General features: G+C 44.6%; 18 protein-coding genes. 16 read left to right on the plus strand and 2 right to left on the minus strand.

The genetic code is table 11. From position 1 onward, the window contains the following. A complete protein-coding gene (locus DIU38_RS03045) occupies positions 1 to 1020 on the minus strand; it encodes a metallophosphoesterase family protein (protein WP_112656724.1) in 1020 nt (339 codons plus the stop codon). A gap of 257 nt (positions 1021 to 1277) precedes the next feature. Here DIU38_RS03045 and DIU38_RS03050 point away from each other — a divergent pair, with 257 nt between their 5' ends. The 13 genes from DIU38_RS03050 (at position 1278) to DIU38_RS03115 (ending at position 10114) form a co-directional block, all read left to right on the plus strand. Next, positions 1278 to 1817, plus strand: a complete 540-nt coding sequence (locus tag DIU38_RS03050; protein ID WP_112656668.1) for a TetR/AcrR family transcriptional regulator — start codon at positions 1278 to 1280, stop codon at positions 1815 to 1817. Between the two features lie 95 nt (positions 1818 to 1912). After that, a complete protein-coding gene (locus tag DIU38_RS03055; protein WP_112656670.1) occupies positions 1913 to 2899 on the plus strand; it encodes an alpha/beta fold hydrolase in 987 nt (328 codons plus the stop codon). 172 nt (positions 2900 to 3071) lie between these two features. After that, entirely contained in the window at positions 3072 to 3341 is a 270-nt protein-coding gene (locus DIU38_RS03060; RefSeq protein ID WP_112656672.1) for a hypothetical protein, read from the plus strand. 27 nt (positions 3342 to 3368) lie between these two features. Next, on the plus strand, positions 3369 to 4241 hold the full coding sequence (locus tag DIU38_RS03065; RefSeq protein WP_112656674.1) for an alpha/beta fold hydrolase: 873 nt from the start codon (positions 3369 to 3371) through the stop codon (positions 4239 to 4241). A gap of 69 nt (positions 4242 to 4310) precedes the next feature. Next, the gene (locus DIU38_RS03070) at positions 4311 to 4757 is read left to right on the plus strand and encodes a DMT family transporter (protein WP_112656676.1); all 447 of its coding nucleotides are present in this window, start codon (positions 4311 to 4313) and stop codon (positions 4755 to 4757) included. 39 nt (positions 4758 to 4796) lie between these two features. Next, complete coding sequence (locus tag DIU38_RS03075) at positions 4797 to 5609, plus strand: haloacid dehalogenase type II (protein ID WP_112656678.1); 813 nt, start codon at positions 4797 to 4799, stop codon at positions 5607 to 5609. A gap of 602 nt (positions 5610 to 6211) precedes the next feature. Beyond that, positions 6212 to 6655, plus strand: coding sequence for a DM13 domain-containing protein (locus DIU38_RS03080; RefSeq protein WP_112656680.1), 444 nt, complete (start codon positions 6212 to 6214; stop codon positions 6653 to 6655). A 12-nt stretch (positions 6656 to 6667) separates the two neighbouring features. Beyond that, complete coding sequence (locus DIU38_RS03085) at positions 6668 to 7597, plus strand: hypothetical protein (protein ID WP_112656682.1); 930 nt, start codon at positions 6668 to 6670, stop codon at positions 7595 to 7597. Between the two features lie 18 nt (positions 7598 to 7615). Continuing rightward, positions 7616 to 8083 (plus strand): GNAT family N-acetyltransferase, encoded by a 468-nt coding sequence (locus DIU38_RS03090; protein WP_112656684.1) that lies wholly within the window; start codon positions 7616 to 7618, stop codon positions 8081 to 8083. 117 nt (positions 8084 to 8200) lie between these two features. Beyond that, on the plus strand, positions 8201 to 8416 hold the full coding sequence (locus DIU38_RS33385; RefSeq protein WP_208057606.1) for a transposase: 216 nt from the start codon (positions 8201 to 8203) through the stop codon (positions 8414 to 8416). Positions 8417 to 8495: 79 nt separating this feature from the next. Continuing rightward, a complete protein-coding gene (locus DIU38_RS03105) occupies positions 8496 to 8792 on the plus strand; it encodes a hypothetical protein (RefSeq protein ID WP_112656686.1) in 297 nt (98 codons plus the stop codon). 551 nt (positions 8793 to 9343) lie between these two features. Beyond that, positions 9344 to 9844, plus strand: a complete 501-nt coding sequence (locus DIU38_RS03110; RefSeq protein WP_146750428.1) for a hypothetical protein — start codon at positions 9344 to 9346, stop codon at positions 9842 to 9844. Positions 9845 to 9889: 45 nt separating this feature from the next. After that, complete coding sequence (locus DIU38_RS03115) at positions 9890 to 10114, plus strand: hypothetical protein (protein ID WP_112656692.1); 225 nt, start codon at positions 9890 to 9892, stop codon at positions 10112 to 10114. A gap of 572 nt (positions 10115 to 10686) precedes the next feature. Here the strand turns inward: DIU38_RS03115 and DIU38_RS34780 are convergent. Next, positions 10687 to 10779 (minus strand): 1-deoxy-D-xylulose-5-phosphate synthase N-terminal domain-containing protein, encoded by a 93-nt coding sequence (locus DIU38_RS34780; RefSeq protein WP_407716478.1) that lies wholly within the window; start codon positions 10777 to 10779, stop codon positions 10687 to 10689. A gap of 356 nt (positions 10780 to 11135) precedes the next feature. Here DIU38_RS34780 and DIU38_RS03130 point away from each other — a divergent pair, with 356 nt between their 5' ends. The 3 genes from DIU38_RS03130 to DIU38_RS03140 are packed head-to-tail and all read left to right on the plus strand — an operon-like array spanning position 11136 to position 21297. Continuing rightward, the gene (locus DIU38_RS03130) at positions 11136 to 12830 is read left to right on the plus strand and encodes a hypothetical protein (RefSeq protein ID WP_112656696.1); all 1695 of its coding nucleotides are present in this window, start codon (positions 11136 to 11138) and stop codon (positions 12828 to 12830) included. A 4-nt stretch (positions 12831 to 12834) separates the two neighbouring features. Next, positions 12835 to 19278 carry a carboxypeptidase-like regulatory domain-containing protein gene (locus tag DIU38_RS03135; RefSeq protein ID WP_112656698.1) on the plus strand — a complete coding sequence of 2148 codons (6444 nt, stop codon included), beginning with the start codon at positions 12835 to 12837 and terminating at the stop codon, positions 19276 to 19278. A 12-nt stretch (positions 19279 to 19290) separates the two neighbouring features. Next, positions 19291 to 21297: a fibronectin type III domain-containing protein gene (locus DIU38_RS03140; protein WP_112656700.1), complete on the plus strand. Its 2007-nt coding sequence runs from the start codon at positions 19291 to 19293 to the stop codon at positions 21295 to 21297. Positions 21298 to 21434: the final 137 nt, after the last annotated feature.

Genomic DNA, 21434 nt, shown 5'->3' on the forward strand with positions numbered 1-21434 from the left:
TTATTTCTGTTCGATCATGGATTCTGCCAATATCAGCGGCGTATCTGTTATAGCCAGGGTATGGTTGTGTTCCACATAATTAACGCTGGTTAAACCCAGAAAGCTACGCAGTTTATCGGCAGGAACTTTCATTGGCCCCGGTGATGGTGCCGCGCCGGGTGCGGGTTGCGGGAACGCGGTAGAATTGGCCGTATGAAAAGTAATATTACCTTCAACTTTTTGAATGGTTTGATGGATATGTCCATTCAATACCGACACCGAACCGAAGCGTTTTAATAAAGTCAGGGCCTGTCCGCTGTCATCTGTTCCCCAACCCCATTGCGGATAAATGGCCCAAAGCGGAATATGGGCGAATACCACAATAGGCGTACTGTTTGATAGCGGCTTCAGGTCTGCCTCCAGCCATTTTAACTGGGCAGCACCGATATAACCCAATCCGCCATCTACATGGTTAGTTACGTTATTAAGGCCAATGAAGTGAACGCCGTGCGAATCAAAGCTGTACCATCCGTCGCCAAGTGTGCCTTTACCGTAGCGTTCCAGGTATAGCTTGCCGTTATCGGTAACATCATGTTCGCCGGGCACATAAAAAACCTTTTCAGTTTTTACGCTTTTTAACGATTGTTCGAGCGTATCAAACTCATCAGCCTGTGCCAGATGGGTCAGGTCGCCGGTATGTAATACAAAAGATGGCGTTACCGGCATGGTATTGATTTTGGAGATGGCCGCATTTAGTGTCCCTACCACATCGGTATTGGCCGGCTTGGTAAAGCCGATATGGCTGTCGCTGATCTGCACAAAACTGAAATCAGATTTCGGCATAGCAAGCCCTTTTTGCAAGGTCCCGGTCGTTTTATCTATCATCTGGCTCATCCCATACGATTTTAATATGCCGCCCGACATCATCCAAAGCACACCGGTACCGGCCCATGCCATGCATTCAAGGAAACCTCTGCGGTCAATACCATCGTTATTTGCTTGCGGGGTGTGCTCATTCTCGTTGTGAAAATGGTTTTTCATGATCTTTGTTTTATTTATTTTGTACGAAGTACCATCAACAAAAACCACTTTCGCAAAATTTTACACCAATCGGGAAATATTCTTGATGAATACAGTTTTTTTAATATTCCCGGATTGTTATCTAAAAGGAAATTACTGCCGTAAGGTGATTAATGAAATTACTGACCTTTTAGACAAACGACACCTAAGCAGCGTACAAAAATAAAAAAAAAATACAAACCTGTCTGTATGTTAAAATTAATTTTTACATTTGTGCCATGAAAGCAAGTGCCGTAAGAAACCAGATCGTAGAAACCGCATCCAGATTGTTTTATAAGCAAGGCTATAATGCCACCGGCATTAACCAAATTATTGAAGAGGCAGGGGTTGCGAAAGCATCCTTATACCAGCATTTCCATTCAAAGGAAGATTTGCTGGTAGAATACCTCACTGTAAAGGGGGCAGAAACCAATGCTGCACTGAAAGCCGAAGCTGAAAAATTTGGAGCACCCAAGGAAAAGGTACTCGCCGTGTTTGACTTTTTAGCGGAGGTATCCGCGCAGCCGGAGTATTATGGCTGTAATTTCCTGAATATTGTTTCGGAACTGCCGGTTGACAGCGAAAGGGTACGGGAAATCATACGCAAACAAAAAGATGGTGTAAGGGCCATGTTTGCAGATATATTGAGGCCCGTACATAAGGAAAAACTGGCGGACGAATTGTATATGCTATTCGACGGTGCACTGATCACCAACAAGGTACACGGCAATGCCTGGCCAATTCAGACAGCGAAAACACTGGTAGAAAAAATCTTATAACTAAACATCAGCCAACTACGGCAGCCGAATTGAAAAAAATTTAACTTAATTAAAACAGACTTGTCTGTATGTTATTATCAATAAACAAATAAAAGATGAAAACAAAGATCATCGTCGCCTCGCTATTGCTGGGCAGTGTATTTAATTCAAGCCCTGTAGTACATGCAGCAACTCAAGCGAAACAGGCGGCTCATCAAGCACCTAAAGTAAATGGTACTGCAGGCGTGTATTTCAGGACCATAAAAGTGGATGGTTTAGACATCTTTTACCGGGAGGCCGGAGATAAAAGCAAACCCACCATTTTATTGCTACATGGCTTTCCATCTTCTTCCCACATGTTTCGCGACCTGATCAGGGACCTTGCCCCTAACTATCATTTGATCGCGCCGGATTATCCGGGCTTTGGACAAAGCAGTGCGCCGGAGCCAACAGCATACAACTATACGTTTGATAACCTGGCTGCAACCATGAACCATTTTATCGACGCGCTGGGTTTAAAGCAATTTAGCCTTTACGTGCAGGATTATGGCGGCCCTGTAGGCTTTCGCATCGCAAGTGCAAGGCCCGGATTGATCCAGTCCATCATCGTGCAAAATGCTAACGCCTACACCGAAGGATTGGGTGATGCACTGAAGCCTTTAGTGGCCTATATTCAAAATCCCGGCGAATCCACTAGTGGCCCGGTTAAAGGGTTCTTAAGCATAGAAGGAACCAAATGGCAATACACCGATGGTGCGGAAGATGTGTCGGAAATAGACCCCGACAGCTACATCACCGATCAATATTATTTGAACAGGCCCGGCAACCAGAATATACAGCTTGCTTTGTTCCGAAACTACGGTACTAATTTGCTCTTATATGCAACATGGCAGGCTTATTTTAAGAAATACCAGCCATTGACCCTGGTTATTTCCGGTAAAAACGACAAGCTTTTTGTAGCCGCGGGGGCAATGGCCTATAAAAAGGATCTCCCGAAGGCAGAGATTCATTTGCTGAATGGCGGCCACTTTGTGCTGGAAGAAAAACATGAGGAAGCGGCCGGCCTCATCAGGTCATTTTTGTTAAAAAACAACATCAAATAATTTATTTGTGAAATTAAAACAGACTGGTATGTATGTTATATGAACGAATACATTGCATTTTTCCTGTTAAGGGCCGGGTTAGGCCTTAAGATATTGCTTCACGGGCTGGTTAGGCTTAAATGGCCGTTCATTATTCGTAAACGCACTGGGCAGGGAGTTTGAAGGCTCAGGCTTGCCGTCTGTTGTCACAAGAGCCACCGGCAACAGCCTGCCTTACCTGGAAATCGGTATCGGCTTGCTACTGGTATGCGGGTTGGAAACTCAGGGTGTATTGATAGCGGGCTGCCTGTTGATGTTTCTCTTACTTACCGGCAAAAGCCTGGTTTCGGATTGGGTCACGGTTACTTTTCAAATGATTTATATCATGATGTACAGCGTCCTACTGTTTTACCTGCAATTGAACCGTATTTCAGTGGACGTATTTTTCTCGCTGAAACCTTAATTCCTGTAAATATCAAACCATTTTAAAATGAAAAAAACAACAATTTACTACAAAAATGAAACCGTAAACGGCGTCAACATTTTTTACCGGGAGGCCGGGAGCAAAGAGAATCCTACGATATTACTATTGAATGGGTTCCCTTCATCATCTATTTCTTTCCGCGACCTGATTAATGACCTGGCAGGCGATTACCATTTGGTGGCACCGGATTACCCGGCGTTTGGAAACAGCGACGTACCATCTCGAGATGAATATGAATATACGTTCCATAACCTGTCAGTCACGATTGAGAAATTTATCGACCAGATCGGTTTGAAGCAATTCAGCTTATACGCTTTTGACTATGGTGGCCCGGTAGGTTTCAGGATCGCCGCCCGCAGGCCCGAGTTGATCCAATCATTGATCATCCAGAATGCGAATGCTTACATGGAAGGTATCGGCCCGGCTTTCGGATTGGCGATGCCGTTTTTACAAAACCGCAATGCTGAAACAGAGCAACCGATCAGAGGATTAATGACCCTGGATGGCATCAGGATATTCTACTTTGACGGGGCTGAAGACCCGGAAAAAATAAACATGGATGGCCCTATGATGGACTTGTATTACCTAACCAGGCCGGGTCTGATAGATATTCATTTAGACCTGTTGCATAACTATTCTACTAACGTGACTGAATATGCGAACTGGCAAAATTATTTCCGCACCCATCTGCCGCCTACTTTGCTCGCCTGGGGTAAAAATGATCAGTTCTTCCCGCTGGCTGCTGCTGAAGCTTACAAAACAGACCTGCCGCACGCCGAACTGCATGTTTACAACACCAGTCATTTTGCCCTTGAGGAATATCATGCGGAGATTGCGGAGAATATAAGGGAGTTTTTAACCAGGAATAATATCCGGTAGATTAATTAACCTGTTTCCCGTTCTTGTCAAACCTAATGATGAGTGCGGGAAACTTTATAAAAGTAAGTTATGAATAACGTTTCCTATATAGCGGCTACAATGATGGTTGGGATGTGCCTGCCGGTTATGGCATCCAGTAACGGCGCATTGGGAAAGACACTGGGTAGTCCGTACTTGGCGACTTTGTGCGCCTTTTTAATCGCGGCGATAATAGTAAGCTTGGTGATAACCGTTACCCGCACGCCTTTGCCTGGTATCGCGCAAGTGTTAAGTACGAATTGGGTGATGTGGCTTGGCGGAGTTATCATCGCCATGAACATCTTAACCTTCAGTATTGTACCCCAGAAGATTGGTGTGGGTAATACCATTATTTTTTTTATCGCCGGGCAAATCATCTCATCGGTGCTTATAGAACATTATGGCTGGCTGCATTACGCTGCGCACCCTGTAAATTGGGCTCGGGCGGGTGGTATCGTACTTTTGGTTACCGGCGTAATACTGATCAAAAAGTTTTAGGCTTCGCAAAATTTCAACTTACAAAATAATCTTATAAGTATGGCAAAGAAGCAAATAATATCAGAAAATGAGTTCAGGAATGTGTTTTCCCGTAGAGGGTTTATCGCAACTACCGTTACCGGCTTACTTGCCACACAAATCCCCTTAAAAGCGGTAAGCTCCGGGAAGGGATCAAGACCAAATAGCGTGAAGAAAGCAATTTTATTTGATGGCTTTGTGATTTTTAACCCGGCACCAGTATTTGCGCTTGCCGCAGAATTGTTTGGAAGCCAAAGCACTGAATTAGTTGCCCTGTGGCGAACGAAACAATTTGAATATTCGTGGATATTGACTGCGGCCAAACAATATAAGGATTTTTGGCGGGTGACGGAAGATGCCCTCACGTTTGCAGCAGCAAAAATAGGCTTGGCCATGACTGATGAGTACAAAGCGCGGTTAATGAACGCCTATTTAAATCTCGACATCTGGCCTGATGTTGTTGCAGGGCTGGAAACTCTGAAAAAGATGAATATCAGCTTGTCCTTTCTATCCAACTTTACGGTGGACATGCTTAAGTCTTCCTTGAAGAAAAACAATATCAGCCAGTATTTCGACCATTTGATAAGCACCGATGAGGTACGTGCTTTCAAGCCGAGCCCCGCTGCCTATCAAATGGGAATCGACACTTTAAAACTACCCAAGGACGACATCGTTTTTGCGGCCTTCAGTGCCTGGGACGCCTGCGGCGCTAAATTCTTCGGTTTCCCCACATTTTGGGTAAACCGGGGCGATAGCACTGCCGAGGCACTGGGGGTGTCTGCAGACGTAGTCGGGCGGGCACTGCCGGAACTAATCGCGTATATGAAAAAATAGTCGCTCCGGTCTGCCTTTTAGTAAAATGTAGATGACGTGTACAGCAGCGGCCAATAGGGCGAATTATAAAAAAACGGCTTCCTGCCGGTTGAGTGCCCCACCCAGTGTGGATGCATCCTGTACCAAAACAGGCCTGCTTTACCTCAAATAGAATAAAAGCCTATCGCTATTTTGCGAAAACAATGTCAGAAAACAAAAGGAATCGAACAAACTGGGAAATCTTCTATATTAAATTTTAAGATCAAGTAAAATAGCCTTTGGTACCTTGATGATTCTTTCTGTTCTTGCCTGCAGGAAAAGTGAAAAATCTACGTTTTCTGAAGAACAGCGAAACACCATTACGGTAGAAACTGTACTGAATTCCCAGCCACTCGTAGGATCCGGGACCTTCCAGGATTAGTACGCCTGCGCTTATCCGGCTTGACCAATCGACGACTAAGTAATGCGGCAGTTGCTTTAGCCGGCATCGTGAATTATCGAAGGTACATAATCGATGCTGATTATTTTAACATTGGCCGCATGACTGGTGATTTCTTATAAATTGATGTAAGGTTTCCAGGAATATGTCGTCTAAAATGCTAAAACCATAATTATTAATCATCATGAAAGCACCAAATTTATTAAAAATAAGCATTATCGTGCTCTTGACATGTACGATTTTGGCGGGTTGCAAAAAAGAGAGTACGCCAACCGCTACTTTGAATGAGAGGATTGATGCGTCCCAATCTAAACCTGCAAGCAATAGCGGTGATTTTAGCAATGGCCCATACGGCACCGTCACGGGTACTGCCAGGGTCTTTTTAACGGGAGGCAAATATAAACTGGTCCTGGAGGGTTTTTCTACCAGTAACGGGCCGGATCTTAAGGTTTATATCAGCCAGGAACAAAATCCGGTTCATTTTGTAAACCTTGGGTCGCTAAAATCTACTTCCGGCAACCAGGTGTATGATATCCCTTCGGAAGCGAACGTGAAAGATTACGCATACGCTTTGATCTACTGCCAGCAATACCACCATTTATTCGGTTATACACAACTCACTTTTTAATCGGGGCATATCATGAAAACTATATATATATTTGCTATTGCCATGGTAATAGCCTTAAACGGGTTTGCACAGGGCTGCAGCGATGCCGGGTTTTGTAGCCTTGGCGTATTGAAAAATAATATCGAAGATACAGTAGGCACATTGCCCAAAAAACATGCTATTGACTTTGGCATAAATTACGGGTTAGGAGAACAGAATACCAGCACGATCAATACTTATGTCCAATACCAGGTAAATTTAAACAATCATTTTTCTTTTCAATCAAAATTAACCGCAACGTATGCTACTGGCTTTTTAGGGCATGCATTTAATATCGGCGATGTGTACGGAACGCTCAATTATACACCTCGTTTAAATTCGGCCAATAGCCTTAATTTCATTGGCGGCATAAAGATCCCGGTGAGCACCGGGAACGATAAAAATAACGAGGGCAAGCCTTTGCCTTTAGATTACCAGGCAAGTATCGGCACTTACGATGCCATTGCTGGTGTTAACTATATCGTAAACCGGACATGGGAATTCGATGTGGCTGTACAGTTGCCTGTCATACAAATAAATAAAAGCACGTATTTCCCTGATGAATATAATGACCCGAGGGCACTGGAATTCGCGCCAACCAATAATTTCAGGCGAAAAAGCGACCTGCTTGGCCGGATTGGTTATTACATCCACTTACCACAATCTTCCGTTACGCTTAAACCCAGTCTTTCAGCGGTTTATCATATTGGAGATGATACCTATGAAAATAAATTCGGTTACAAGACTTCGATCGGCGGATCACAAGGGCTTACGTTAAATGGCAGCGTTGTCGCCACAAAGACTTTCAAAAATGCGAACCGTTTTGAAATTGTTGTCGGAACGCCGTTTATTGTGAGAAAGATAAGGCCGGATGGATTGACCAGAAGCGGGGTGATCAATTTTCAATACACAATTGCTTTTTAACTTAATGATGATCCAACCATGATTGATCAAACAGCTATCCGGCTATTAAAAAAAACAGATGCCGTCCCCTACGAACTTTTATTGCTTGCAGATGAGGAAATGCAGGCTATTGAGCATTATATATTCCAATCGGCTATTTATGTGGCTGAAACCGGCGGTATCGTGATTGCTGTTTATGCACTTTATCCTATTGACGAACACAGCGCAGAGATAAAAGCCATCGCTGTAAACGAGGCTTGGCAGAACCAGGGGATCGGCAAGCTGTTGCTCAAAGATGCCGAGATCAGGGCGACGGAGCAGGGTTTCCGCGAACTAATCATTGGTACACCCACCATAGCCGGAAAGCAATTAGCCATTTACAAAAGAGCAGGTTTTGAATTATTTGAGATCAAAAAAGGATTCTTTTTGACCTATTATTCAGCACCGATATTTGAAGATGGCGTCCGGCTAACGGACATGGCTATGCTGAGGAAGCTGCTGAGATAAATTGGGCTTATTTTTTTTAAATACTGTAAGCATTCCGGCTCGTTCACGACTAAACTCGTAAAAACATCGGATGGAAAAATTAGGAGTGTTGGTACGCCTTGAAGCAAAGCCGGCAACATGATCAAAGCGGTCAGACGGCGCTTCAGTAATGCCAGCCAGGTGAAGGACCGGTTCCATGTACAAAAGCTGGCTTATGATGCTGTACAGGAAGCAAGGATAAAATATCGGTGGGAAGCATCGGATGCGGAAAGTAAAGCGATTGAAGAAGCCAAAGGAAACAAACGATCCTATCAGCCGGAAGTATTCGGCTGGCCATTTGGTACAATGATGTAGAAGCCGCGGGTATCGAAGCCTTCAAAACCGTAGCAAGGTCCGTTCAGCAACATTATGAAGCTATCCTGAACCCTAAAACATGCGGTTGAATGAATCTTTTGGAGGGGTTTTAAGAGAAAAAGCCCCTAAATCGTTTGATTTAAGGGCTTTTGAAGCGATTTTACTCTGCTTTTGTACTCAGAGCGGGAATGGAACTCTGGTATTAATTGCTTTAAAATCAATATTTTATGACGATGCGTTTTTCCTACTCAATGGATCGCTCACTATAAATAAAACTGGCTTTACCAACTCGCTTATAAAAATAAAAATTATTTTGAAAAATAAAAAGGTTGACACTGTATTTGCATATTATCTTTCTAACATAATCGTCTCATAAACGATGTGATACCGTCACTGGTTTACTCGTTTTGAGGGTATCGGCGCTGATTAGCCGGATGTGCATTCCTGCTGTTCTGCATATGGCGCGGGCCAGACATTTGTAGGAAGGTATAGGGCACTTCCTTACGGAGCATGATCATGGAATTCCACCTCTGTGCGTGTAGCGATCTTTGTCAGCTTTAATATCACAAAGCTCTGCTTGACATAATTGATAAATCGCTTAAGGATCTACCAAACGGCCGACCGCCGAAAGACCGAGGCAAAGTTTAAACTTGACCGTACCAGGTGGGTATGAACATCTATAACGACCCGTCAAAACCACTTTACATTTACCCCTGATATACTTATCAGCTTGCATATCCTGGCAGATCAAAATAAGATGCCATATTCAGAAACGGGCAGATCTACAACGCAACAAATTCAAAAGCATTTGTAACATATACGAAAGTAATTTTTGGATGAGCTACGTTTCTTTGTGAAGAAATTGTACCGGCCTTACAATCTGTAGTGATCATATTGGCTGGTTTCAAAACAACATTCTTAACTTCAATGAAAAACCTAAAAACAACCTTAGCGATACCGCTTCTCATGCTATTAAGTTGTATGATATTTGTCGGATGCAACTATAGTAAAGGCGCAAAAAAGGACTTCCGCACCGGTTTATCTTTCAGCTACAATGGCTTTATCGTGCGCGATGTTTTATTGATTGACCCGGCCAATAAACGAATGACCGATAATAAAGTACAATTGAACACCCGAATAGCTATTGTAGCGCTTGGCCTAAACAATTATGGGCTTAAAGAAGGAAAGGTTTTCCCGGGGATGATGCTCTTGGTAACTGATAAAAAGGGAACAACGGTACTTAATGCTGCCGACCTGTTTGCAGGTGCTCAGGGCTATCCGCCGGCAAGCGCTACCGAACTGCGCGGTGATATCACCATTGCAAGACCGATGGAAGCAGGGGAGACCTATCACGTAAAAGTACACATTTGGGACAAGGTGAAAGCGGATAATGAATTAAATATTGAAGCAGACCTGGTTATACAGTAAATTATTATACACCGCAAAATTTGCAAACCAATTAAATTATTTACCATGGCCATCTTATTGCCGCGAAAACCGACCCTTATTTGCCTGACAGTGCTGGGCCCCATTTGCATTGTGGACGGCATTGTCAAAAAAAACACACAGGAGATCCTGGCCATGTTGGCCGTATTTATATATGCTGTAGTAACCCTGGTTATGGACAGCAGAAAAAAGAAAAAACTTATAGATAAAAATAACCGGGAACAAAACAATCCCGTTAATCCGAACAGATAAACGTAAACAAACACCATTGTGCCCGATGGGAAAAACTTTTGGGACCGCCGTTTCAGCACCGCCTGATAAACACAACTTCCATTACCACCGAAGGTTTTTTGACTTGTACCTCTCCAATTCAGTTACGTATGCTTCGGCGGACTCACCTCTTTTATAATAATCTACCTACAATACCAAATAGTTTCAAGTCTACATCGTCCCAGGTTCCTGATGAACAGGTCATCAGTCTTGTTAATGAGAACGCACACCGCCGCAAATTTTAGCAAGTATTATATTCAGCCGTTTATATGCTTCCTGCATCACCAGGCTTTTTTCCTGACCATGAGGCGCTGCTCCTTCATTAGTAATCATCTTTGAAATACGTTCATTAAAGGTTTCGCCCGGGAAGGCTCCTTTGCTGAAAATAGTTGTTTAACCAATCCGGGATTGAATGTTCGACTGAGTAACTGCCGGGGATATGGAAGCGGAAGAATGACCAGTGCCCGATACATTACATTCAATGTCTTCCGGTCGAAGAAAACCGCTGATACGGTGTAATAATCTATTAGTATAAAAGATGTTTTTTTTCCCTTTTATATTTTATGAGCATAAGCTTGACGTCCAATATCCCAAGCGAATTTGTCATTCGGTGTTTCGAAAAAATAATGTAGGCGGTAGCCACGCACCTCTTGCTTCGCCAAATGTCCAGGACGGCATAGCGCTGAAGAGCGCCACTTGCTTCAAAATGTAACGAAAACGCAAGTATCTGCAACAAACTCGAAAGAGATTCTTAGTCTCACCATGTTTATTTGTAAAACGGATTTCGCATAACTGCGGACTGTAAAACCATAAGCTATCACTATAAATATTATTAAAACCAACACCTATGAAACAGTTCACTAAAACAGTAATATATATCCCAAACGGCGATACTACATTCTGAAAAGCCATAAGTAACAAAGCACCTTATCACTCATATCTCATTTAACTCATTGACCGCCATTTAACCGGTTGGTGGGTTGAGGGTATCAACCTAACTGCAATGAAAAAATACCTGCTGTTAATGGCACTTATTTATAGTGGATGCTGCTGCCTTCACGCTCAAGATCTTGAAAATATCGCTCATCAAAAGCCGGTAACCTTCTCAGGCACTATTCAGGCTCAGGGTATTTTTTATAATGCAACGGGTATCCAGGATCGCCGTGCACCTTTTACTTACTATTTTTCGGGTAATCCAACCATTAGTTTTTACGGTTTGGATGTACCGTTGTCTTTCAGTTTCAGCCAGTCTGATAAATCATTCAGGCAGCCATTTAACCAGTTTGGAATAAGTCCTGCTTATAAATGGGTTACCGTGCATCTCGGTTACCGGGACATCTCTTTTTCGCCTTATACCCTGGGCGGTCATACCATGCTTGGAGCGGGTTTTGAATTAACCCCTGGCAAGCTGCGGGTTGGCTTTATGTACGGTCGTTTGAACAGGGCCACCACCATTGATACGACAACACAGGCTTTGGTACCGTTTTCTTTTTCACGAAAAGGATATGCCGCTAAACTTGGTTACGGAACAGATCGTAACTTTTTTGAATTGAGTTACCTGAGCGCCAAAGACGATACCATCAAACCAAAAGGTGTTACCCCGCAGCAAGACTATATAAGCCCGGCCAGAAATGATGTGATGGGTTATACCTCAAGGTTTAGCTTTTTTAAGTATTTTATGTTTGAAAGTGACGGCGCATTAAGCTTGTATACTAATGATGTTAATTCGCCAATCTCGCTTGATAATGGAAGCAGTACTTTATTGAATAAACTCCGCACTACCTTTGGGCTAAATGGTACATCCGAATACTACACCGCTTTTTCGGCGGGGCTTGGTTATAAAAGCCGGAACTATGGACTCAAACTAAAATATAAGCGTGTCGACCCAGATTTTCAGACCATGGGTGCCTACTATTTCAGCTCGGATTATGAAAACTGGACGGTAAGCCCTTCTGCAAATCTTGCCAAAGGAAAAATAAGGTTTAACGGTAGCCTGGGCTTTCAGCACGATAATATAAAAGATCAAAAACGAGCGACCAATCACCGGGTTATTGGCGCGTTTAACGCGGGCGTTGATATTACCAAATCACTGTCGGTAGATGCGGTTTACACCAACTTCTCCGATAATCAAAAGGCCCAAACCGTTTTATTTGCCGATTCGCTTAAGATTGTACAAACCACCCAAACCATCACCATCATGCCCCGGTACATGATCATCAGCACCGATGTGATCCATATGGTCTCCGGCTCATTTACCCGTAATAGTTTAAATGACTATAACACTTTTTATAGTACCGATGCCGTATCGCGCAGCATAAAAACAAACCAGTATATGCTGAGCTACAATATCAACTTCACTAAAAGGATGTTGAGCGCCTACGTCAATATTTCGGATACCAAATTGAGTGGGCAGGGCATGAGCAACAGCTTCCGGTCGGCAACGGCAGGGGCAAACAAGGTCTTTTTTCAAAAACTGCAAACCGGCCTTAGCAGCACTTTTACCAGCAGCAAGTCATTAGGCGGAGAGGATACATTTATCATTAACGCTACCGGTAACCTGGGTTACCGGGTGACTAATAAACAATTGATATCCTTCAATTTATTCCTTACCAATAACAAAGTGAAAACGGCAGGGCCTCAGCTGCAGCCAAATTTTACAGAAACCCGCGGGGAATTGAGTTATCTACTAAGCTTCTAAGAATATGAAAAAACTGTACCTCTTTTTACTCATTTGTGTTGCCTGGTTGCCCTTAAAAGCACAAGTAAGCGTATCGATACAGATCTTGCCGCCTTATCCGCGTAAGATCACCGATTATGCATCGCAGCCCCAATTAATGGTGATCGCGGTCACCAACGTATCAACCAAAAGGCAACGGATCCAGTTACGGGGAACGGTTACCGGCGATAACGGTGTGATACTTGCTGTAAAGCCAAATTACAAAAGTCCTGTAGCCATTGAGCTTGATCCGGGCCAAACCCGCAGCCTTAACGGTAATGACATCAGTAAATTTTTTGATTATACCCAGGTGAAGTACACCGGTATAACCCAAAGCGAATTCATTAACAAAAATGGCTTGCCCGAAGGCAGTTACCGTTTTTGTTTGCAGGCGTTTGATTATGATACCAATGCCGTCATTAGTCCAGATGAACCGGTAGGTTGTAGTAACACGTTTACTATAAGCAGCCTGGAGCCGCCCACCATCATTTCACCCGTGGAAGATGCGCAGGTATCAGCTACCGGCGCCCAGGTTGTGATCATGCAATGGAGCACGCCGCCGGGTACGTCATCGCAAATCATGTCGGCTGTAAGATATAAGATCAGGATGGTAGAGGTACTTGGCGGTAGGAATCCCAATAATGCGATCATGTCGGCAACGCAACCTTATTTTTTCGAAAAAGAGGTTGTTGGTAACACTTATGTATATAGTCCTTCGGATCCGCAACTTACACCAGGCAGGCAGTACGCCCTCATGGTTGAGGCATATGATCCGTTTAATCACACACCTTTCCGTAACAATGGACGCAGTGAAGTAAGGGCGTTTACGTATGGCGGGCCCACTACAGCAACGGGTGTTACCTTAGTTAACGGGCAAGTGCAGGAAAAACCCCAAACGGTACAATACGCCACCAATACCATAAAAGGCAAGCTGGCCTGGACCTTTAAGAAAACTGAACCTCAGTATACAGGCTCAGTACCTTACGGCGGGGTATCGGCTGACATTCCTGTTCCGGTCAACACAATAGTAAAGGCTAAACCATCCCCAATTGTATTGACCGGTGGACCTATACCAGGTTTGTCCTCGAGGTCAATATCGGGTATAAGGATCCCTATATTTAATGCCCCTAATATTTTAAATGATTCAAGAATAGCCGCCGCAGCGCAGGTCGATCCTACGCTGATCCCTAATTTGCCGCCACCAGCCGTAACCCCTGACGGGCCGGCGGCCGCCGATGTGATCACTACATCGGGAGGTACTTATCTTTCTTACACTAAAGATCCCATAACGATTGATACCGCCACCGAGCGGTACGCCTTACCCAACACGCAGATCACTATTAAAGGTGTTGTTGACCCAAACTGGAAATCGACGAACCAATTTTCGGCCACGACAGCGGCAACGCAAGCCACAAATTTCACAATGGATTTTTCTTATATGGGCATGTATTCAGCCCCGTCGTTTGCTATAAATCCGATGTTCGACTTTAGTTTTGGTTTCCACAACAACTATGATCCGCCTGTAGAGGAATTGATAACCAGTGGTAAAACCGATGGCGCGGGAAATTTCTCTATTGATTTTACACACCCTTCGTATATGGGTTTATCCAAATACTCTAAACTGATTATCGGAATCGAGTCGAACGATTTCGAGACGAAAAGCGTCGAGATTCCGATAAGCAAACTGGATTCAACAGGGACGCGCGACATAGGGCAGATCCTTTTACTGGCCCGTACCATGCGTTTTACCCCAAAGCTTAGTATCGATAATGTGACCGATGCCGGTGCGGAAGATAAGGTAGCGATCGTACACATTTACCGGGATAAGGTAGACTTTGAGAGCGCCAATTATCTGTACCAGGAAGGTAATATTCCTTTTGATACCAAGCACGCAGAAGTTATAAACGGGCGTAATGTGGTCGAAGTTGCAGTTGATAGTGTAAAAATGGGTACCGGAGGCGGGGCAATAAAGTTCGGCCGGTTATTTTACGGTGGGCGTTTCACTGTAATTATTGATAGCCACAACCAGCGCTTTAATGGCAAAACTACCGATCTGCAGGCCCATAACCTTAATCTTGCATCTAATTTGGTGCTTAATGTTAGCGCCGATTACCGGTTAACGGCCACACCGGCATACGTATTTGGAGAAGTAAGGATGTCGCTGCCAACGGGCTTTGTACCGGTTACGGGTGCCATAGTTAAGATTGAGTACAATACGAGCGATTTATTGAATCCCGGGCCACCACCGCTCACGGGGTCAGTAATTGATTATTTCAACAGGCAGGCATCAAGAACAGCTATCCTTCTTGGCGGCAATAATAACCAGGTGCCTGTTGTCAGTGGGGTTATCGCAAGGCCGTTAATCCTAAACACGCTTTCACTTGGCGGCGCACAATTTAACGGCCCGGCAACTATCCGCCCAATGCCTGCCATTGCAGGATTACCTACCGCACCCTCGCCAATATCGAACACTGTTGTAAGTAATGCGAATAAATCAACCATTTTGGCGGAGAGTGTTTTAAGCAAGATAGATGAACTGAACCTTGTAAAAGTTTTAACTGCTGACTACGGCCCCTATAGTGCGAAGACCGATTCGCTTGGCAGGTTCACGATCCCGAACTTACCACAGCTAAAAGATCGCGCGAGCTTTAAGGTAAAATTGATTAAAGTAAGCAGTGAATTTCAGGACCTGGAGGTAACTCCCGATACAGTGCAAATCTTCCAGGCGTTGGCCAAAGGATCAAACAAGGAAGTGATATTCAGCATCAAACCGGATATTGTGAGCGTGGTGGGCAGGGCTGTATCTTCAACAAAAGAAGCAATTCCAAACGCGCGTTTGCACTTTGTTAACTCAACGGTTTATTTTAACTCGGGCGAGGACGGGCTTTTCCAGACAAGCTATTACCAGGGCAACCATAAGCTGATGATTGAAAAGGAGGGATACATTTCACAAACCATTGATGTAGTAATCCCTGCACCGCCAAAGGCAAATGCTAACCCTGCGCCTGGCAACGGCTCGGTGTCACAGAACCCTTCTAATGTGATATCGATAGCCAATAGGGTAATTAACCCGGTAATCAACCCCGGCGATAATATCGCAAAGCTTAACCAGCTTAATGCTAATATTCTTACTGCCAATAGTATCCAGGGATCAATTAACAGGGGCTTTGTTTATAATACACGCATGTTTGGTTTTGCCGGGCCAACAGTGGCAAGTGCTACGTCACCGGCAATAGGCGATGTAAAGCCGATAACAAATGCCATAGTGCTTGACAACAGCACACCGCAAATTGCATCGCCTATAGCTAATATGGTGGGCAATAACCCCGTACTAACCGGACCTGTTAACGATCAGGCCTTTATCAATAGCCCGGCAATGAGGGCCTCGGCCATTCAGTTTGCTGATCTTTATTCAAAAAACCTCCATAATAATCCGCTGGTGCAATCGGCGGTACGTACTATTGATCTGGGCGATTGCGGTAACCTGGTACGCCGGACAGGCAGGATAAGGTTCAGGATTTTAGACCCGAACGGTGCACTGGTAAATAATGCCACCATCACGCTGTTTGATACATCACACGTAGCCACAAATGGGGAATGGTTTTACGAAGGCTTTGGAGGTAATGCCAAAGTAAGCGTAAAGCCTCCAGATGGTTCCGGACTGGTAGCTGTTGAAAATACAGTGATTGTTCAGGAAAACGGTATTGAAAGTCCCCAAAACATTACACTTGCTAAAGGTACCCTGGTCAGCGGTGTTGTTACCGCTGCCGGGAGCAATATAGGCGGCGCTGTTGTTGAGGTTGAAGGTCAACCGTATCTTAATACCGTTACAGGGGTTGATGGACGGTATCAAATCAGTCTTCCAGCAGGAAAAACCTTCCTTAAAGCATCAAAATCTGGCTTTATATCTTTAACGCAAGAGGAAAACCTAACCTCCGAACCGGCTACCGTTAATTTTACCCTTGGCGATGGCGGTGGTAAAAACATAAGCAAGTTACTGGGCTTTCCGGTGGCGCTCGATCAAATGACACCCGATGGCCTTAATTCTTATCGCGTAACCGGTAAATTCAGTGATCTTACCCCTCTATTTTCAATATTGAGCAGCCATGATAAAATTTCGTTGAAGTTTACTAACATAAGAGTTACGTTTGATGCATCAAATAATCCGATACCAGAGGGTAACAAGGTACAGACCGACGATACACAGCTCTCGCTTAAATTATTTAACTTTTTACCGCTTATACTTAAACCCGACGGAGAAACCCTGGTTGTTACAGGTACAACGGGTGGTAAAGGAGAGATAAAAGGCAAGCTGCAGTTAGATATGACCGGTGTAACCGACAGCCGGGGGTACCTGCTGGCCAAAAGTTATATACCGCAGTTAATACCTGACAACACCTCATCGCCCGAGGTTCCTGTTTTCAGCTCAGGCGGGGTGCCGTCGGCGCTTACCAGGCTGAAGTTTACGGGGGGAGACACCGGCATGACCGATTGGGAAGCCGAAGTGTACGGTTTTAAAGCTAAGATAGCTTTCGCGGGCAGTTATGTTGATCAGCAGGGAATTCACCTGCAAGGTTCGGTAAGCACACCTGATCTGGGCGTGATAAAAACTATCAACTTAAAAATTGAAGATTTTGTGCTGAACCCGCAATTGCAGATCAGTAAGTTGAAAATAGTGGCTACCGATTTGCCCAAACTGTCCATCGGCAGTTGGGAAGCTTCACTGGCCTCCCTGGTGTTTACGGAAGACGGCTTCAACTTTGGGGGCAGTATTACGGTGCAGATCCCTAAATCCACACCATCTACCGTAAGCTTTTCAGACCTGCGCGTTGGCAAGGATATTTTTTATGGAGGCAGCTTTAAAATCCCGGATGAAGGCTTGAACCTGCTGAATGTAGTAAAACTAATGCCGGGCAGCACGCCGCTTAGCTTTGGTAAAGCACCGGGCTCATCAGCCTATAAACTGGCCGGATCGGGTAAGATCAAGTTTGATACTTTTATTACTAAAGAGATCAACCTGCCTGTTTTTGAAATACAAACCGACGGGCGGTTTATGATAGACGCGCCCACCGATTTCTCGGCCGATTTTGCCTTTGCCAAATTTAAAGTGCAAAGCATCCAGTTTAACACTACCGATCAAATCCCTTTTATTGGTGTACAGGGCGAGTTTACGGTAGATGTGCCGATGATCAAATTTACCGCGGGCGATATCCGCTTTAAAGCTAAAGTTGGCGGCGGCATAGAAGCCTCGGTAAGTAAGCTTGGTGCCACTATCGATATCCCGGTAATGAAATCAGCGATCGAGGTGGGGATCAAGGATAATGGTTTTGACGGTGCGGGGGCATTATCGATACCTGGTACGCCTATAAATGCCTCGGTTAACTTTCACTATTACAAGGTAACCGGAGGTATTGATGTAGGGGCAGCTTTCAGCGCCGGTACAGTAATTCCTGTGGGTATCATTACTATTGATCGCGTAGGTGGTGGTTTCAACTACAACAGTGCCGAAAAGAAATTTAAAATAGATATTAACGGAGGATTATCATTTACCGGCACCAGTACATTGGTTAAGCTCGATCCTATTGGCCTAACGGTCGAGAGCGGCCCCGTTATAAGAGGTTATGCTACCGTTCAAGTGGCCGATTACCTGAACCTGGCCCATGCCGATCTGGTGTTAGATATACCTAACCAATATTTTACGGTAGGTGTCATTTCAGATATTGAGCCGATAAAAGGCCTGGTAAAAGCGCATATCCAAGGTGATTTGGTGGTAAGCGGTAAAAGCACCGACAAGTATGTGTTTTTGGGATGCGGCATGGACCTTTCACTGTTAGGCCTCATCAACGCCCGGGCGGATTACGCTATGGCTATAGGCCTTAAAAACCCGCGAACCCGTACCGACAGGCTTTCGTATTATTTTGCCAATGCAGCGCCGGAGTATATCAATACGGAGTTTTCAGGGATCTACCTTAATAGTACCGCTTCGCTTGGCATCCCCGAAAATAGGGCTATTGGTTTTGATGTATACGTAGCCAGTGCCAGTGTATGGTTCTACACTGAATCGAAATCAACGCTGTTGCTCAATTTTGCCGAAAATAGTTACCTGCTTGGCTTATCAGGCAAATATGGCGGCGGAGCCAAAGCTTGCGCTATTGGTTTATGTGTAAGCGCCGGTTTCCAGGCTTGTTATGATATCCGGGGCGGTCGTAATGATACGGATGGCTGGTTCATTTCAGGATCTGCCGGTGGCCGGGCCGACTTTAGCATAGGCGGCTGTAGCCCGGGCTGTAACTCGATAGATACGTGCTGGGACTGGCCGCCGGCCGGGGCCAAAGTTTGCGCTACTGCGAATGTAGACCTCGGGTATGCGCAGCACAGAGGACTTAATTTTGGTATCCACGTGGGCGGCGACCGTTCAGTATGCCCTTAATTTAAAAACAGTATGAAAAAATTTAATTTAATAATATTACTACTGATAGCGGCCACAGGTGTAAATGCGCAGCAAATACAAACCGGGGTAGTGGGCGGCCACCTGCTGCCGTCAGACAAGCAGGTGATCATTATGGTGAACGCACCGGATGCCGGTACCAAATCTCTTAATATTTTCAGAAAGTATAAAAGCTACGAGGTAAGCAAAGACCAGAGTGGAACAGGCGATTTTAAAAAACAGGTAGTGGTTACTTTTCCGGCTTCCTATTCCGAATTTAAAAAACGCGCGGGATCATCGGTAGCCGATGAATTTAAGATCAAGGTAAAAGCCAGGGATGATGCCGAAGCCTGGGCCACCTTGCAAAGCGGCGATGTACAAAAAATTGGTTATTTTTTCCTTTCCAAAGAGTTTTTGGAAGGTATCGGGATGATGTGGACCGATACTGACATCAAGGGCAATTCGGCCGCTACGGTTTACCGAGTTTCGGGTATTGACGCTGCGGGGAAAACGGAGGTTATTTATACAGAAGCAGTTTCGGCGGTAAAGCGGGTGCCTTTCCCCAAGTTTAAATTGAACAGGGCTTTGGTTGCCGATAGTGTGGTTCAGTTTACCTGGTCGGTTCCGGCACCGGCTGCAAACCCTGCCGTTTTCGCATCGGTATATAAAAAATCTTCAATCTCAAAACGCTTCACTGTGGCCGCCGAACGTTTGATAGTTTATAACCGCGATGATAGTTTGCATGTTTATTTTACAGAAAAGGTAAACCCCGGCGAATTGCTTACCTATTATATGCAACCTTATGATATGGCCGGCAACAAAGGTGCAAGTTCTGATCCCAGCAGCCATCTTACCAAATCATTTAAAAGCATCGCAACCATTACCGGTCTTAAGGTTAAAGATACCACCAATGCGTTGTATTTAAGCTGGAACGCCTTGCCACGGCAGGCCGTTTACTCGGGGATCCAGATTCTTAAATCGCGCTCGGCGCAAAAGGATTTTGTTGTTGCAGATACGCTTGCACCAAACGCAGTTAATTACCTCGACCGCAAAGTGTTGCCCAATATGGTATATTATTACCAGGTGAGGCCTTTGCTGGTACCTTATCCGGGCTTTAAGATGCTGCCAACCGCTACCGCGAATGGCTCAATGCAGGTAAAAAATGAGAGGCCGTCAAAACCGGGCGGGCTAACCGCCAAACAGGATAGCACCCGGTTTATTGTACTTAGCTGGGATAAAAACCCTGAGCTTGATCTTTTTGCTTACTATGTGCTTCGTGGTACGTCTGCTAAAGATATGCAGGTCATTTCACCGCCAATCCGTGATACCGTTTACCGCGACTCGTTAAAATACCTGAACGGGGCAACACAATACGTATATGCTGTGCAGGTAATGAACCTGGCGCAAAACATGAGCGATATATCCGCACCGGTAGGCATCCGTCCGTTAAAAGCCCAGTATGTAGCATCGCCTGCAGGAGTGCAAAGCCGCTGGGCCGATAGGGCTGTGAGCCTTAAATGGGAAAACACTGTTGCGGTGTATGACAATGTGATTGGCTATATCGTATTCCGAAGAGAAAAAGGGCAGCCTTTTTTTAAGATGATCTCAAAAGTGGAGCGCCTTCCGTTTTTCAGGGATACACTCGCTACGCCGGGCAAAACTTATGAATATGGTGTTACCTCCGTTGATGCTTTTGCTAACCAAAGTTTGCTGTCATCGCTTACTGAGCTAACAGTACCAACCTATGATTTTATCTCCCCGCCTTCGGATTTTTACCTGATCAACAAAACCGATGGCATTCAGCTTACCTGGCCTGGAAATGACAAGGGTAATGATTACGTAGTTTACCGTAAAGCTGTTACTGCGAAAAGCTTTAGCAAGGTATCTGACGTTAAAAATGCGGTTACCTACGTAGATAAAACCGTACAACCAGGAGTATTATACGTTTATAAAATAACAGCGATGCTTAATAAAGTGGAAAGTAACGCGGGGCAGGAAAAAGCCATCAGGCGGGCAAAGTAGTATAAAACTATTAATCGCAAAATATTAACAAATGATATATCGATAACCTGTAAAATCAAAAATGAAATAACAAAAGATTTTTGAAGGAACTGTATGCAATTTGGAAAAAACATTTTGGTTGACCCCACTTTACCAAT

The organism is Mucilaginibacter metallidurans, assembly GCF_003286435.2.
GTDB lineage: Bacteria > Bacteroidota > Bacteroidia > Sphingobacteriales > Sphingobacteriaceae > Mucilaginibacter > Mucilaginibacter gossypii.